Here is a 15,539-nt window from a genome sequence, read left to right as displayed (position 1 = left end):
TTGATTTAGGGAGATAAATGATAATTTAGCAGCTTAAAAATATTTATTAAGCAAAGTCTGCTTAAGTTTCGATAATTGTTGATTTTCTTTAATTAGGTTTAATCTTTGACTATAAATTGGTGCTAGTTGACTATCCATTTTCTCTAAAAATAATTGAGAGGGAATATATACTGGTGATGATTTTAAATCACTTCTTTTGATATGACCCATGGTTGTAGCTTTTCCAGCGGCAATTGCTTGAAACCTCAATAAATGATACTTAGTCCATTCATAGATAAACCATGCAGGATACTTATTAGAGGTAACCTTAAATAAATGTTGATTAAGACCTGCTTTGTCTCCCGTCCAATTTTTTACTAATAAAGTTCCTGACCACGAAAAAATTATGTCGCCAGTATTAACTATTACAGAATTATCAAGATTAGCCGAACATCTATCGGACGAATCATCAGTATTTCCTTGATTTAACTCTTTTATTTTAAGAACTGGTAAGCTTTCTTCATTAGAATTAGGCCTATACTTTTGCATAGCTAACCCATTTTTATAATTTGCAATTTGAGTTAAGTCTGATTTTTCAAAATCGTCATTAATCATATATTTTTTGAATATATTAGTTAATAAAGCATCTAAATTATCATTTATTCTTTTATTAAGTTGTATTTTTCTCTCTATCAGTTCAATTTTACTTGCAATTTCATCTTGAATATCTTTCTTTGGCAAGTCTAACTCGACTTTAGACAAAGCTGCAATAGTAATTTGAGATTGAGCTGACCCAGAATCTAGATTGCGTAAATTCAAGCTACCTAAAAGAAGCTGTAAATATTTTTTATTTATAAGCTTATCATTAATAATATCCACTATAATTGATAAATTAGTTATGAATGATTTTGGTGGGGCAATCTTTACATCTCCTGTACCGCCAACACCACGAGCAACAACAATAATTACAGACTTATCATACATATAAATTGGATAAAACCCAGATATTTTGTAACCCGTAAATATTGGATATCCACTATCTCGGATTAAATCTTTATTAGGCATCTTCCCATATTTTAGATTAGCAATTTCCCCTAATTGTTTTTTCACATTCCATCACCCTATATACTTTCTATGTGCTATCTTTACATTTTGTTGTTTAACCATCGCATAATGTAAAGTTGTATCTATTCGTTTATGTCCTAAAAGACGCTGTAATTGTTCGATCGGCATTCCCTTATCTATTGCTGTTGTAGCTAACGTTCTTCTAAATTTATGTGGATATACACGCGAAATTCCTAATCTTTTACCTAAATGCTTTAATCGTGATTCAACTCCCCCAATTGTTAATCGTGTATGTTTCTTATATAACGAAACGAATAATGCTTCATTACTATCTGTACGAGTATATAAATATTTCTGCAAATGCAATTTAGCCCTTGCATCAAAATAAGCAATTCTTTCTTTACTACCTTTACCAAAAACAATGCATTCACGCTCTTGAAAATTAATATCATCTCTATTCAACAATACCAATTCTCCAACCCGCATACCTGTTGAAGCAAGGAAATCAATCATTGCTAAATCACGAATATTCTTACAATTATCACGTAACTTTTCTAATTCTTCGTCAGTGTAGGTTTCCTTCACAGTTGTTGAAACCTTAACCTTATGAATCCTTCTTACTGGGCTCTTGATAATATAGTCCTCATCTTCTAACCAGTTAAAAAAGCTAGAAAGGATTCTTCTAATATTATCAATAGTTACCTTACTAGAGTTATGAACTTCTTGATAATTAGTCAGATAGTTACGTAGCTCATCTGTCACGATTTCTTTAGCATTTTTACCAATTGAGGACAGAGCTTTAGTAATGGTAGTTTTATAGTACTTTAACGATTTTTCCGAGCATCCTTCTGCTCTTTTAGAAGCAAAGTATTTAGCAAGTAACTGTTGGTTATCCTTATAACTATCTACTTGTTTATTCCCCGTAGTAATTAGTTCATCTAGTGCATTTCTTAGACATAATAATTGTTGATTATTCAAGTATGGCAACATTTTTTGAATCAATTTTTCAGACTCTACTCTTTGCATGAATCAATTCTCCGTTTTTGAAAAATAATACACCACAGAGAGATGCTTAGTAGATTAAATGATAATTTACTTAAATTTACAACTGCATATTTTGATTCTGTTAAGAAAGAACAATATGTTGCTTTGAAAAAACTATTAGATGTACGAGATGGGACTCATAATTCTCCTAAACAGCAAAAAACTGGTTACCCTCTTGTTACATCTAAAGCTATAAAAGAAAATACCATAGACTTTTCTAAAACAAAGTTAATTTCAAAACTTGATTTTGAGGAAATAAATAAGAGAAGTAAGGTTAATACAAATGATATTCTTGTTAGTATGATTGGAACAGTAGGTATTATCTATAAAGTTATAGAAAATCCAGTCAACTTTGCAATAAAAAATGTCGGTTTAATTAAAGCAGGAGAAACATCGGATCTTGCTAACCTAGTCTATCTTTATCTAATTAGTAAAGAAGGGCAAAGTTATATAAATTCTCATCTGTCAGGCAGTACGCAACAATTTATATCATTATCAACTTTACGCAACTTACCTATTCCTACTCTTGATAATTTTACTATTGATCAAATAAATAAAATTGGAGAACTTTTATTATTGATTACACAGAATTCAAAGCAGAATGTAATACTTACTGCCCTGAGGAATGAGATATTAAATAAATTTTTCTAAACCATTAAATTATCATTTATCTTACTATTCTTCTCTATTTTTCTGGTAATTGGTAAAAGATATCTTAATATTTTCTTCTGCTCATCTAAACTGGGTATATCAACTTCAAAATTTGACATGACTTTAGTAGAAATTTCCTTAAAAGTTGATCCAGAAGCTATTTGCTCTAAATCTTGTTTACTAGTTTTCATAACAAAGTATAAATACTCAGGAATTACTAACTTTTCGTTAGGAATAATGCTTTTAAATCCCTGATTAGTTGCAATGGTATTTTTAGCAATAGCTACGTAGCCAATTGGAGCACGAGAACTGACTAAAATGCTATTAGCAGGAAGCAATTTAGCGCTAGACTTCGCCAATCCCTCATGTGTTATACTCCTACTGCCTTTTGCTATAAACATCTTGTTATATCCGCTCAAGTCTTTAGGAGTAAGCCATGGAATTCCTAATTCAGTATAATATTCTGGGTGTTTAGTTGATGGCGTTCCACCTCCAACAACCTTGCCAATTTCAGATAACCTAAATTTCATATCCAAGCTCCTTCAATACATCTTTAATTTGGGCTTGTAACTTGTTACTTTCCTCAAATTGTTCTTTTAATTCACTAGTTAGTCTCTTCATTTTAACTTCGTATGGTTCGCCATCGTCTTCTTGTTTAGCAAGACCAACATAGCGGCCAGGAGTTAATACATAATCGTTTTTTGCAATCTCATCTAACTTCGCAATTTTACAAAAGCCAGCAACATCCTTATATTCTTGATCATTTGTACCACGGTAAGCATGGTAAGTATCCGCTACTTTTTTAATATCATCATCATTAAATGCACGATGAGTTCGATCAATCATCTCACCTAAATTACGTGCATCAATAAATAATGTTTCACCCTTTCGCGAGCGTTCATCCTCAGATTCCTTATTCATATCAATAAACCATAATGAAACTGGAATTCCTGTCGAATAAAACATTTTTTCAGGTAAAGCAACAATTGCATCAATCTTATCATCTTCTAAAATCGCTTTACGAATAGCAAATTCTTCCTTATTAGAAGTCGATAAGGCACCGTTAGCTAAGACAAAGCCTGCTTTCCCATCTGGTGCTAATTTACTAATAATATGTTCGATCCAGGCATAGTTTGCATTTCCTGTTGGTGGAACACCGTATTTCCATCTAGCATCTTCTTGAAGCTTTTCGCCACCCCAATTTTTAATGTTGAATGGTGGATTAGCCAAAATATAGTTAAAACGAACACCTTTATGTAAATCATTAGTGAAGGTGTCTCCTTGGTGGGGGCCTAAATCACTATCAATTCCTCTAATCGCTAAATTCATCTTGGCTAATTTCCAAGTAGTTGGGTTAGATTCTTCACCAAATACGTGAAGATCCTTCAACTCTCCCTGATGATGACGAACGAACTCTTCTGATTGAACAAACATTCCACCTGAACCACAACAAGGATCATAAATACGTCCTTTATAAGGCTCAATCATTTCAACTAAGATTTTAACAATTGACCGTGGTGTATAGAATTCACCACCATGTTTACCCTCTTGGCTAGCAAATTCATTTAAGAAATATTCGTAAACACGACCTAAAACATCTTTATCTGTAGATTCTTTAGTTCCAACCTTAATGTCCGAAATTAAATCAACTACTTCACCCAAGCGTGTTTTATCAAGATCTGGTGAAGCATAATTTTTACTCAAAATCCCTCGAAATGAATCATTGCTTTTTTCAATCGCGGTCATTGCATCATCAATTACTTCACCAATTTGAGGTGTTTTAGCAGCATGTTCTATTTTTGACCAACGAGCCTCTTGAGGAACCCAGAAAATATTATTTTCTAGATACATGTCTGGATCTTCTGCATCTTCAGGATATTCTGTTTTTAAAAGCTCTTGTCTTCTTTCATCAAAGGAATCCGACGCATACTTAAGAAAAATTAATCCTAATACAACATTACGATATTCTGATGCATCCATGCTTCCACGTAATGCATCAGCAGCCTTCCATAATTTATCTTCAATATTTAGCTCTTTAGACTTTGTTGCCAAAATAAAAACTCCTATCTTTACATATTTTCATAAAATTCACGCATCTTTTTTGCCATTAAATGGCGACGTTGATTTAGAAAGTCGCTATAGTTATGAAAATCATAATCAACTATTTCTTCTGGAATTGCATTTTCATTATTATTTGTTTCTGACATAAACTCAGTAATATTCTTATCACTTAAATAATCTTTAGGGGCCTTATCACTAATCTCTAAATTCTTTGGCTGAGTAACCCAAACATAATTTGCGATTTGGTTGATATCACCTTTTGAAAAACCATTTTTACGTAAGTATGCTTGTGGAAATATATGATGAATATTCCCTTCTTCTAACATTACCGTTTCTGTTGATGTATCTTTTGCTAGCCAAGCAGTATCTTTTCCATAGATCTGTGACATTTGAAAAATCCGCCAGCTCGATGCTTGAGTAGATTGAACTCGTAGCATATTTGGCAAAGTTCCATTCCAAAATGAATCATTCATTTCTCGATCTAAAATATCATCCAGAACATTAATTGGATTTGCATCACGACTAATCATCTTTAGGTCACTTTCTGTGATAGTTTCTGAAGATCCACTGTAACGTCCGGTTAATGCTGACATAATAATCCATCGTTTCAAATATGAAGCAATCTTTTCTTGGGAGAGATTAGTACTTCGATGAAGATAAAGAAATAAAATGTAGCCAAAGTTAAACACTCCATGCCCCACTAATCCAAGTTTGCCACTATTTCGCATCCCCATATCACGAAGAATCATCAAATAACGTTGGAAATTAGATTTATTAAAGACTAAGGTAGCTCCTATTTGCATTTTTGCGTAATTAGCCTTCATTCCTTCTTCACTATAATTTCGTGCTTCAAAGTCACGTCCAGAAATTAAGCTAACCATATCTGATAATTTCCCACGTTTAAATGAAGTTGCCAAGATTAAATGCAGAATATCTGCGTACCTAGGCTTATATATTGGATTTACCTCACTTGCAATCCACTTAATTTGGTTAAACTCTTTGGTGTTAGCAAAGTCAGAATCAAATTTCACGATATTTTCTAATAAATTTGGATCATTCAGAAGCTGTACAAAATATTCAATTTGTTTTCTTAAGTTATTACCGCCGTGAACTGTATCTGCAGATAAACGTGACATTGCTAAATCCGCAGATGATAAGGAAACACCTTTTGAGTTAATTCTATTAAAAATATCAGTAACCGCACCAATGCTTAGGTTATATCCTAGTTTGATATCACCTATTTCAGACTGCCGAATTGCAAGCAATTTCTGTAAAGTAGCCCCTAAATTTTCTGGTGCCATTCCTAACTTTTTTGCATTATCTGTTACATACGAATAAGAATTAAAATCTGACTTAAAAATATCAGAAATGTCATTTATCCATAATGGATCTTTCTCAATTGCGCTGTTTAAAGTATTAAACTCTCCAGTACTTGGTTTAAATGATATCTTTATTCGTTTAGTTATGTATTGTTGAGATACAACCTTTTCGCCACTGAGAGCTGCTTTTAAAGCTGTCAGTCTCTGCTGTCCATCAATAATAATCTCTTTATTATTGGATGATGAATCATTCTTTAATCCTATTGCCGGATTTTGCCATGTAACGATATATCCAATAGGATAACCATTATATAGTGAATCAATTAAATCTCTAACCTTTGCTGTGGACCAAACAAATGGACGTTGCATTTCTGGCAATCCAATTTTCCCCTGTTTAATCCAACCAAGAATTTCTTCTATCGTTACATTATCAACATGATAGTTTTTTACCATACTTTATATCCTTAAAATCAATATTTATTACAATTAGTAATCCTATAAATTATATACTCTAAAGTAAAGTGTGAAAAGTTAGCATACAAATGTACCAGCTATAGCTATGATTTCTTCTCCTCCCCAAATCATAAGTCAATCTACATCCCTGCAAAAATGCTATAATCAAACCATAACCTATCTAAGGAGGAGAATTGTATGTTTGAAGCTTACAAATACTACTGGCAAAACGCCTTTAAGTACCGGGCTACTTCAACGCGAGCAGACTTTTGGTGGCCAGTACTAGTTAATTTCATCATTTTTGTTATTTTATATTTCTTGCTGGCAATCGCTGGTTTTGCTTCTGTCACTTCGATTATGAACGGTTATAATCATGGTGGTGGATTCTTAATTTTCTTGCTTTTCGTTATTGCAGTATTTGCCATTGCTATTATTATTCCTGGAATTGCTATTTGTGTCCGGCGGGTTCGCGATACTGGCTTGACGGGCTGGACTGTCTTAGTTTTCTGGTTACTTTCCCTTATTTTTACAAGTAACGACAGTGCAGTGATGGAAACTATTTCCTCAGTCATTGATATAATTTTCTTAGTTATTCTTTGTTTGCCAACAGGCTATGTCAGCAAGCATGGGTGGTGGAGTGCCAATTACGATAATGATATTACTATTCCATCATTACGAAACAACGACTAATTAAAAGAGCTGGTGCCTCGAATGCAGCATCAGCTCTTTTAATTTAATTATTAACCTTAATTATCCTTTGTAAATAGGTTGGTATGAACCCCGTAAAGTGATCTTATCAAGTCCGTTATCAAGGTTGTACTTGTCGTCGCTAAGCTTCTTTTCCCGGTAACCTGCCCGTGAAAAAGCTTCAGCTAGGCGCGCCATAAATTCTTGCCCACCTTCTGCAGTTTCATAAACCATGTGGTCAATATATTGTGGCATATTTGTACTCTTCCGCAATAAAGTGATTAAGTACACCTGCTTATCAGTCTTGTTAATTTCTGAGGTATTTTGCATCAATGACATATCTATTTCCTCCTATTCAATCCAAGAATTCTCTTCCTATTCATATTATAAATTATGAACGGGATTAGTCAAAACTGTTTATCAAAATTTTCGCTTATTTTGGTATACACTCATCAAACTGAAGGGGAATAGGGCCAACCCAAGCAAAACTAACTCATTATTATCTGATCCTGTTTGGGGTAATTGCTTTTCATTTGTCGATTGTAATTTCCTAGCGTTTGCTTGTTTTGAAGTTCTTACCGCATCTTTGGGACTAACATCATTTGAAAAATTAAGCTTACTTGGGGCAGCTTGAAATTCATAAACCGCTTTTTCGCCTAAATTGTGTACAACAACTTTTGAGATATTTGCTGCGTCTTTATTTTGTTGCTCACTAGGTTGAGCATCATTATTTAACTTTTGGTAATCGCTTCGGAAGATTAATTTATCCTTTTCTTCAAACAATTTTCCTAATGCTAATAAAATCAGATCACTGCCCTTTTCTCCTTCTAGCTGAATCCCCAATGGTAATCCTTGTGCGTTAACATAGGTTGGCAAACTTAATGCTGGCTCTCCTGCTAAGTTAGCTAATTGCGTAAATGGCGTTTTGCTTAACCCATGATACCAAGCATTGTAAATAACATCCATTTGTTGATCAAAAGGCATATTAGCCATTTGCAAAATTTTAGCAACATCTGCTGGTAAAAATGCCGGATCAGAATTTAACGGTGCGACTGTTGCGGTAGTTGGCGTTAAATAAATCGGATATTCTTCATGAAAACTCTTCATCTGAGCCGCAACTAATGCCAGTTCATTATTATAAGTTTGCTTTATTTCTTTAGGTGCTTTTTTACTAGCTTCATATAGTGCATATGTCATTGGACTAACCACATGCTCTGTAACATCGCTAGCTTGTAGATTACGATGCAGTTTTTGCTGGGCTAGATAATTGGCAACAGTTCCATCGCTCAAGGCACCTAAATAGTAAGCACGCATCAACTTTACTCCATTAACCGGACTATCCTTTTCGACTACTTGGAAACCTTGTTGCCGTAAAAAGGCCACTGCATTCAGAACTGCTTTTTCAGCATCAGGACTGACAACGGAGCCAACTGGCGATTTTAATGAATATGCAATTTTTAAATCTTGAAGCTTAAGTGGAAATTCTTTTAATAATGATTTGCGCTTTGGATCCATTAATCCTTCAAATAGCTTGATCGTGTCATCAATCCGCCGCGTTTCCGCAAAGTTAACCACTGAGGGTGTTAATGAATCCCCAAGAATAATTCCCTGAGTAGGTTTTAACCCAATTACACCTGACCACGAAGCAGGAATTCTTAAGGAACCACCAGCATCATTTCCTGTTGCAATCGGTACTATTCCAGCAGCCACACTTGCTGCCGCTCCGCCAGAAGACCCGCCGGCATTTCGCGTGAGGTCCCACGGATTATGCGCAGGCCCATATAAATTAGAATCAGTCACGTTAATTAATCCTAACTCAGGATAATTTGTTTCACCAACAATTACGAACCCCATTTCCTGTAACTTTGCTACAAAATTTTTAGTGTAGCCATAACGATTATCTTGCATATACGGCAGTCCATTCGTATTCGGATACCCTTTATATGCCTGTCCCAACCCTTTAATTAGAATTGGCACCCCGTAAAAAGGTTGCTCTGAATTAGAGGTTGTAGTTGGTAAAGCATTTACTTGTTGGCTTGCATTTACTGGATCTTGATAAATCACACTATTAAGATCCTTATTTTGCTCTACTTTTTGATATGTATTATCAACTAGCTGTTGACTATCAACTTGCTGATCTTTAACTTGTTGTGCAGTTGCAAGAGCGGATTGGTTTTCAGTGCTCGTAATCGTTTTTGAACTTTGAGCATCAACTTTAACATCAGTTTGAATGTTAGTTTCAGCTGCCTCAGATGCATGAATTGGTAAAGAATAAAATAAATTGAACCCTAAAGGAACTAATAAGGAGAGAGTAAAACGTAATTTCCAATGCTTTTTCATTACAGTACCTCCAAAATCGGATATTACATTTTAATTATACGTTAGTCGAATGCGCTTTCAATTTTAAAATATGCAATAAAAAAGCGAGGTAACAATACTTTATTGTTTCCTCACTTAATAAAAATAACATTTTACAAATATTTATTAGTCAAAGTCTTAACATGTTGTGTACCGATCAAGAAGTATGCAACGGCAACGATTGACCAGGCCCAAACAATATGCCCGAAGAATTCAGAAAAATGTTCATCAAATGGAATATCCCATGGTGCTGGAGTGGTTCCAAGAGCCGGCATAAGAATAATGTGCCATATAATCCAAATAAGAATCCCATTCTTAAAATTTATGGTAATGATTATGGTACTACTTCCTTATTAAGTGTCAATGATCTTAAACGTCTTATACCTTTCATCTTATTACTGTAACTTTCCGTAATTAAGTGTTACTATAATGGCGAAAGGAAGCATAATCATGGAAATTAATGCAGATGCTCTTAAGAACTTCCAAGACTCGAAGTTCAATTTTGTAGATGCAAATGGTAATGATGTAGACTTTGATAACTTAGATGAAAGTGTAAAGTACACTCTTCGTGATGGCGAAACAGTTGTTGAAGATGATATGCATGCCAAAGAAGTTGTCGATACCATTAATAATGAATATGGTAAGACGATGAACGTTTAATTTCTTGAGATATGTAAAATAAAAATGGGTTCCTATCATTTAATCCTTGATGGGAACCCATTTTTTACTTTCTAAATTGCTTCTCTTACCCAAGAGTTCTAAAATTAGAGATAAATTGAAAGATAAGGAGCTCTTATTTATGATGAACATTTTATTAATCATCTTAACAGCAATTTTTATTATCGAAAGTATTTTTGAAGTTCGTTATTTTTACCAAATTCGAACTATTTTTAATCAATCGGGTCGTATTGAACCTACTAAACGAGTTCAGCGAATCGTCACAATTGAAACTCAATGGTCATGGATTTCATGGATCTTCTTACTTCTACTGTTCGTTTTACCAGACATGTATACCGCTATTCTCATCTGTGTTATTACCCTTATTGAAACATGGGTGGTCTACGAACTTTACAATGCTCGCGAATATGCTAAGAAAATCAATGAAAAATAATAAAAAAGAGGAAGGTGTTACAAGATCAACGCCTTCCTCTTTTTTATACTACACGCACTTTTGTTAATAGTTCATAAACATAAGACAACTCACTTGGACGAAAAGCGCCATGGAGGGTTCCCACTTTTTTAAAGCCGCTCTTAGTTGCGATTCGTTGCATTGCCATATTATTTTCATTTGTACTTAAACGAATTGATTTGATTTCTGGACGCTCGGTCTCCAAATACTCAATCAAACTCAAAAATAATTTAGATGCATATCCTTTTCCTGCATGTTGTGAATGAATAGCTACGCGGTGGATTACAACATAATTTTCAGTATTAATTAGCCACTCCCCGTTAAGCTTATCATAAAAATGATCCGGAGCTTCAACAATTGCTAACGTGCCAACTGTTTGTCCATCATCTGCTTTAACGAGATAAGCATAACCATTCTCAATATCTTCTTTCACATGGGTAACGTTCGGATAATCCCCCTGCCATTGATCAACGCCCCGCTCAGCTAACTGGTTACGTCCATCACGTAAAATATCTACTACTACATCTAAATCTGCCATTGTTGCTTTCCGGATTTTCATTGTAATCCCTCCTTAAAATCGTTGGTTACAGCTAAACCATAACAAATTAAGCAATTAATAGTATCATACCTGGAGATTCCTATGCAATTACTTTTTATTTTTTTAATTTAGGAAATCGATAAACTAATATTAAATAAATCATTGACATCGCTTACATCGAATATTATATTATTAGGTGTAACGATAAACTAAAGCGTTTTCAAATAAATAAAGGGAGAATTACTACAATGAATTATTTTATCGGTGTTGATGTTGGAACTACTTCTACAAAGGCAGTTCTATATGACCAAAATGCAACTGTGTTAGATCAATTTAGCCAAGGTTATTCCCTTTACCGCGATGCTAGTGGAATGGCTGAACAAAACCCAACTGCAATTGTCGAAGCAGTCGAAAAAGTTATTCATGATGCAGCACAAAAAGCAGATTTAACAAACGGAAAATTGTTAGCGGTATCATTTTCTAGCGCTAACCAAAGTGTGATTATGCTCGACAAGAATTTTAATCCTCTTTCACGAGTAATCACTTGGGCCGATACACGTGCGCGAGTTGTTGCAAACGAATTAAAGAATAGTCCTGCCGGTCAGCAAATTTATGCTAAAACAGGTACACCTATTCACCCTATGTCCCCATTGACCAAGATTATGTGGCTCAATAAGACGCAGGCAGATAAAGTTGCTCAAACGGCATATTTTGGCGATATCAAATCCTATCTCTTCCACCAATTTTTCAATACGTTTAAAGTTGATGTCTCCATTGCTTCCTGTACCGGAATGATGAATGTCAATACATGTGACTGGGATGATCAAGCATTAGAACTCGCTAATGTCAACCGTTCTCAATTACCAGAAATCGTAAACGGAACAACTCAGGCACATGGCCTAACAGCAGCGGCCCAAGAAAAAATGGGCATCCCCGCTAACACACCATTTGTTTATGGTGCCTTTGACGGTGCTTTATCTAATTTAGGTGTGGGAGCAATTAAACAAAATACTGTCGCCATTACGATTGGGACTTCAGCTGGTGTTCGGGTGGTAACTGACCATCCAGTGATCGATCCTCAGCAACGACTCTTCTGTTACGCCGTTGACAAAGGATTATGGGTAGTCGGTGGTCCGCTTAATAATGGTGGCGATGTCTATCAGTGGGCCGTTGAGCACCTAGTTGATGCTAGTGCAGTTAAAAATGAAAACATTGATCCATACACTCTTGCCAATCAGGTAATTGCAGGTGTTCCCGCGGGAGCTCACGGCTTGCTTTTCCACCCCTTCCTTGGCGGTGAACGGGCTCCATTATGGGATGCTAACGCGCGTGGTAGTTTCTTTGGCCTTTCCCATATTCACACCCGTGCTGATATGCTGCGCTCAGTAATGGAGGGAATTTGTATGAATATTGCAACTGTTTTCCAAGCTGTTCGCGACCTTGTTGGTAATCCCGCAAGCGTAACTGCAACTGGCGGTTTTGCGCGGGCCGAAGTTTGGCGGCAAATGTTAGCAGATGTCTTAAACTGTCCAGTTAATATCCCAAACTCATTTGAATCTGGTTGTCTCGGAGCAATCACCATGGCAATGAAGAGTTTAGGAATGATTGAAAACTACGAAATCATTAAAACACTAGTTGGTGATATCAGTTCTTATCAACCAAATCAAGCAGCGGTTAATGTATATCAAAATTATTTACCACTCTTTAAACAGGTCGAGGGATTATTAACACCAGCCTATTCGACCATTGCTAAATTACAACAACAATCTACTACTCATTAGGGGGTTAATTATTATGCCTTTACTTATTGTTTTAATCGGGGTTATTATCTTAATTTTCATGATTGTTAAACTAAAGATGAACACTTTCGTTGGTTTAGTAATCACTTCATTCATCGTCGGCTTGTTACTCGGCCTTCCACTTACAAAAATTCCGCAGACAATTGAAACTGGGATTGGCGGCCAACTGGGACACTTAGCCATCATCTTCGGTTTCGGATCAATGCTTGGTAAATTAGTTTCTGATGCCGGTGGTGGATATCGAATTGCGACAACATTGATTAATAAGTTTGGTCGGCGCTGGATTCAAGTTGCTGTTATCCTTGCTTCCTTTATCATTGGGTTAGCATTATTCTTTGAAGTTGGGCTTGTCGTTGTTTTACCAATTATCTTCATCATTGCCCGCGAACTTGATATGCCATTGATGTACCTCGGAATTCCAATGGCAGCAACCTTAAATGTTACCCACGCTTTCTTACCACCACACCCCGCCCCAACTGCTATCACCGACATTCTGGGAGCTAATCTTGGCCATGTATTATTGCTTGGTATTTTAGCTGCAATTCCAACAATCATTATCGCTGGTCCAGTTTATAATTGGGTATTACAAAAAGTTTATCCACGTGTTTACCGTAAAAATATTGATATTTCAGTTCTTGGCGAATATAAAGAATTCAAGCTCGAAGAAACGCCGAAATTCGGTATCTCTGTCTTAACTGCAATGATGCCAGTTATCTTAATTGCCTTCGCTACTATTTGTTCATTTATTTTCCCTAAAAACAATCCAGTTAATGAATTCATTCAATTTATTGGTGCTCCTGACCTTGCAATGCTTCTTTCATTAATTTTTGCAATCTTTACGATGGGACTACAACGAAACAAAAAAATGGAAGAAATATCAACTGCCCTTGCCGACTCAATCAAGCAAATTTCTGTAATGCTTTTGATCATCGGTGGTGGTGGTGCCTTCAAGCAAGTTCTTGTTGATGGTGGAATTTCAAAATATATTTCTGGTTTATTCGCTCAAACCAATATTTCACCAATTCTCGCTGCTTGGTTAATCACTGCTTTATTACGGATGTCACTCGGATCATCAACGGTTGCTGCGATGACGGCTGCCGGACTTGTAGTTCCAATGGCTCACCAATTTGGTGGTAACTCAATTATGGCAACATTAATGGTTCTTTCCATCGGTGCCGGTTCTGTATTTTGTGGACACGTTAATGATGCAGGTTTCTGGATGATCAAAGAATACTTTGGCCTTTCATTAAAAGAAACTTTACTTTCGTGGACAACGCTTACTTCCGTTTTAGCCCTCGCTGGGTTGGGAGCCGCCTACGCTATTTCATTATTTATCTAAGTCAATTTAAGCGTCCTAGTGAATTAGCTAGTGACGCTTTTTATATGGTTTGGTATTCTTAATAATAGTAGAACTATTAAGGATGATGAATAAACAAATGACGCAACATACTACTATCGCTGACGTTGCTAAAGCAGCTGGTGTTTCAGCGACTACCGTTTCGCGTATTATTAATGGTCGTTATGATAAAATGCGCCCAGCAACGCGGAAACGAGTGGAAAAAGCAATTAAAGACCTTCACTTTGTTCCAACCGCTTCTGCACGACAGCTTCGCCAAACTCATAGTCACGTTGTTGGAATCCTCGTTGGAGATATTTCTAACCCATTTTCATCTTTACTCGCCAAAGGGATTGATGATATTTTGCAACAGGCAGGCTATGATATCCTCCTCATGAATACAAACAACTCGCAGGAAAATGAAAGTCGTGCTCTTCAGCGGCTATACCAGCAACGAGTTGACGGAATTATTGTCCAACCTAATTCCCGCCACTTTAATCAATTTGCTCCTGCTATTCATAACGACATTCCCCTAGTGATCGTTGACCGTGAAGTTGATGACCAGCCTTCTACAGTTGGTAAGGTAACTTCTGCTAATCGCGATGCTTGTTATAACCTCGGTAAGACCCTGTATCAAAACGGATATCAGAATATTTTAACTGTGAGTGCCCACTTTGCAGAAGCATCTGGTCAAATTCCCCGAATTGCTGGTTTAAAGGTTGCTGCTGCTGATAATGGGCTAAGCTATCACAATATTGAAACCCGTGGACATGATCGCCAATGGCTTGCTAAAACGTTTCTGCAACAGTTAAATGAGCTCAAAGGCAAAACTGCTGTCGTTTCATTAATGGGCCCCATTTTATTTGACCTTTTAGCAATTTTTAAAGAACTAAACCTTTCTTTCCCTGATGATCTTGGCTTAGTTAGCTTTGATGACTGGGAATGGTCGCAGTATGTCGCTAATGGAATTTTTCTGTTGAAGCAAGATATGGAGTTAATGGGCAATTTAGCAGCTAATAAGCTTTTAACGCAAATTAACCAGCAAAGTACAATCAGTTCCACTACCCTTTTACCAGTTGAAACCATTGCACGCCAGTCACTTTAGCATATAATATTACAA

The 15,539-nt window shown here is 35.9% G+C and carries 15 protein-coding genes and 1 pseudogene; 7 read left to right on the top strand and 9 right to left on the bottom strand.

The features are described from left to right. Nucleotides 1–33 precede the first annotated feature (33 nt). Together LMB57_RS09865 and xerA are read right to left on the bottom strand one after the other, a co-directional pair. Nucleotides 34–1,089, bottom strand: a complete 1,056-nt coding sequence (locus LMB57_RS09865) for a restriction endonuclease subunit S (protein ID WP_229278031.1) — start codon at nt 1,087–1,089, stop codon at nt 34–36. A gap of 6 nt (nt 1,090–1,095) precedes the next feature. Beyond that, nucleotides 1,096–2,070, bottom strand: a complete 975-nt coding sequence (gene xerA / locus LMB57_RS01150) for a site-specific tyrosine recombinase/integron integrase (RefSeq protein WP_229272095.1) — start codon at nt 2,068–2,070, stop codon at nt 1,096–1,098. A gap of 42 nt (nt 2,071–2,112) precedes the next feature. On the opposite strand from xerA, the gene LMB57_RS01145 reads away from it, so the two are divergent. Continuing rightward, complete coding sequence (locus LMB57_RS01145; protein ID WP_229278030.1) at nt 2,113–2,739, top strand: restriction endonuclease subunit S; 627 nt, start codon at nt 2,113–2,115, stop codon at nt 2,737–2,739. On the opposite strand, the gene LMB57_RS01140 is transcribed toward LMB57_RS01145, so the two are convergent. The 3 genes from LMB57_RS01140 to LMB57_RS01130 are packed head-to-tail and all read right to left on the bottom strand — an operon-like array spanning nt 2,736 to nt 6,572. Beyond that, nucleotides 2,736–3,269: a restriction endonuclease subunit S gene (locus LMB57_RS01140; RefSeq protein WP_229278029.1), complete on the bottom strand. Its 534-nt coding sequence runs from the start codon at nt 3,267–3,269 to the stop codon at nt 2,736–2,738. The two genes, LMB57_RS01145 and LMB57_RS01140, sit on opposite strands and share 4 nt — an antisense overlap. Beyond that, the gene (locus LMB57_RS01135) at nt 3,259–4,791 is read right to left on the bottom strand and encodes a class I SAM-dependent DNA methyltransferase (protein ID WP_229272098.1); all 1,533 of its coding nucleotides are present in this window, start codon (nt 4,789–4,791) and stop codon (nt 3,259–3,261) included. Before LMB57_RS01135 ends, LMB57_RS01140 begins: the two co-directional genes overlap by 11 nt. Nucleotides 4,792–4,808: 17 nt before the next feature. Next, entirely contained in the window at nt 4,809–6,572 is a 1,764-nt protein-coding gene (locus LMB57_RS01130; protein WP_229272099.1) for a GmrSD restriction endonuclease domain-containing protein, read from the bottom strand. Nucleotides 6,573–6,770: 198 nt separating this feature from the next. Between LMB57_RS01130 and LMB57_RS01125 the strand changes: the two genes are divergently transcribed. Continuing rightward, nucleotides 6,771–7,262, top strand: a complete 492-nt coding sequence (locus LMB57_RS01125; protein ID WP_229272100.1) for a DUF805 domain-containing protein — start codon at nt 6,771–6,773, stop codon at nt 7,260–7,262. Nucleotides 7,263–7,322: 60 nt separating this feature from the next. Here the strand turns inward: LMB57_RS01125 and LMB57_RS01120 are convergent, their stop codons facing one another. The 3 genes and pseudogenes from LMB57_RS01120 to LMB57_RS01110 all read right to left on the bottom strand — a co-directional run. Beyond that, complete coding sequence (locus LMB57_RS01120; protein WP_135951100.1) at nt 7,323–7,598, bottom strand: hypothetical protein; 276 nt, start codon at nt 7,596–7,598, stop codon at nt 7,323–7,325. An 81-nt stretch (nt 7,599–7,679) separates the two neighbouring features. Further along, nucleotides 7,680–9,599 (bottom strand): amidase family protein, encoded by a 1,920-nt coding sequence (locus tag LMB57_RS01115; RefSeq protein WP_229272101.1) that lies wholly within the window; start codon nt 9,597–9,599, stop codon nt 7,680–7,682. Nucleotides 9,600–9,730: 131 nt separating this feature from the next. Further along, nucleotides 9,731–9,928 (bottom strand): annotated as a pseudogene (locus LMB57_RS01110) (DUF1440 domain-containing protein); the annotation flags it as partial. 118 nt (nt 9,929–10,046) lie between these two features. Here LMB57_RS01110 and LMB57_RS01105 point away from each other — a divergent pair. After that, entirely contained in the window at nt 10,047–10,277 is a 231-nt protein-coding gene (locus tag LMB57_RS01105; protein WP_324255216.1) for a hypothetical protein, read from the top strand. Nucleotides 10,278–10,416: 139 nt separating this feature from the next. Further along, nucleotides 10,417–10,728, top strand: a complete 312-nt coding sequence (locus LMB57_RS01100) for a hypothetical protein (protein ID WP_003666102.1) — start codon at nt 10,417–10,419, stop codon at nt 10,726–10,728. A 43-nt stretch (nt 10,729–10,771) separates the two neighbouring features. On the opposite strand, the gene LMB57_RS01095 is transcribed toward LMB57_RS01100, so the two are convergent. Further along, a complete protein-coding gene (locus tag LMB57_RS01095; RefSeq protein ID WP_229272103.1) occupies nt 10,772–11,305 on the bottom strand; it encodes a GNAT family N-acetyltransferase in 534 nt (177 codons plus the stop codon). Nucleotides 11,306–11,532: 227 nt separating this feature from the next. Here LMB57_RS01095 and LMB57_RS01090 point away from each other — a divergent pair, with 227 nt between their 5' ends. The 3 genes from LMB57_RS01090 (at nt 11,533) to LMB57_RS01080 (ending at nt 15,524) form a co-directional block, all read left to right on the top strand. Next, entirely contained in the window at nt 11,533–13,065 is a 1,533-nt protein-coding gene (locus LMB57_RS01090; RefSeq protein WP_229272104.1) for a gluconokinase, read from the top strand. Nucleotides 13,066–13,078: 13 nt separating this feature from the next. Further along, entirely contained in the window at nt 13,079–14,422 is a 1,344-nt protein-coding gene (locus LMB57_RS01085) for a gluconate:H+ symporter (protein WP_229272105.1), read from the top strand. 82 nt (nt 14,423–14,504) lie between these two features. Continuing rightward, complete coding sequence (locus tag LMB57_RS01080; RefSeq protein WP_229272106.1) at nt 14,505–15,524, top strand: LacI family DNA-binding transcriptional regulator; 1,020 nt, start codon at nt 14,505–14,507, stop codon at nt 15,522–15,524. Nucleotides 15,525–15,539: the final 15 nt, after the last annotated feature.

Origin of the sequence: Limosilactobacillus secundus (assembly GCF_020784695.1) — a bacterium.
Taxonomy (GTDB): Bacteria; Bacillota; Bacilli; order Lactobacillales; family Lactobacillaceae; genus Limosilactobacillus; species Limosilactobacillus reuteri_F.
The sequence above is the reverse complement of the archived record's forward strand: the minus strand, read 5'-3'. Positions and strand labels throughout refer to the sequence as shown.

Excerpts from the sequence above, each read along its gene's own strand:
- xerA (WP_229272095.1), bottom strand. The coding sequence starts at position 2,070 with ATGCAAAGAGTAGAGTCTGAAAAATTGATTCAAAAAATGTTGCCATAC.
- LMB57_RS01145 (WP_229278030.1), top strand. The coding sequence starts at position 2,113 with ATGCTTAGTAGATTAAATGATAATTTACTTAAATTTACAACTGCATAT.
- LMB57_RS01140 (WP_229278029.1), bottom strand. The coding sequence starts at position 3,269 with ATGAAATTTAGGTTATCTGAAATTGGCAAGGTTGTTGGAGGTGGAACG.
- LMB57_RS01130 (WP_229272099.1), bottom strand. The coding sequence starts at position 6,572 with ATGGTAAAAAACTATCATGTTGATAATGTAACGATAGAAGAAATTCTT.
- LMB57_RS01125 (WP_229272100.1), top strand. The coding sequence starts at position 6,771 with ATGTTTGAAGCTTACAAATACTACTGGCAAAACGCCTTTAAGTACCGG.
- LMB57_RS01120 (WP_135951100.1), bottom strand. The coding sequence starts at position 7,598 with ATGTCATTGATGCAAAATACCTCAGAAATTAACAAGACTGATAAGCAG.
- LMB57_RS01115 (WP_229272101.1), bottom strand. The coding sequence starts at position 9,599 with ATGAAAAAGCATTGGAAATTACGTTTTACTCTCTCCTTATTAGTTCCT.
- LMB57_RS01105 (WP_324255216.1), top strand. The coding sequence starts at position 10,047 with ATGGCGAAAGGAAGCATAATCATGGAAATTAATGCAGATGCTCTTAAG.
- LMB57_RS01100 (WP_003666102.1), top strand. The coding sequence starts at position 10,417 with ATGATGAACATTTTATTAATCATCTTAACAGCAATTTTTATTATCGAA.
- LMB57_RS01095 (WP_229272103.1), bottom strand. The coding sequence starts at position 11,305 with ATGAAAATCCGGAAAGCAACAATGGCAGATTTAGATGTAGTAGTAGAT.
- LMB57_RS01090 (WP_229272104.1), top strand. The coding sequence starts at position 11,533 with ATGAATTATTTTATCGGTGTTGATGTTGGAACTACTTCTACAAAGGCA.
- LMB57_RS01085 (WP_229272105.1), top strand. The coding sequence starts at position 13,079 with ATGCCTTTACTTATTGTTTTAATCGGGGTTATTATCTTAATTTTCATG.
- LMB57_RS01080 (WP_229272106.1), top strand. The coding sequence starts at position 14,505 with ATGATGAATAAACAAATGACGCAACATACTACTATCGCTGACGTTGCT.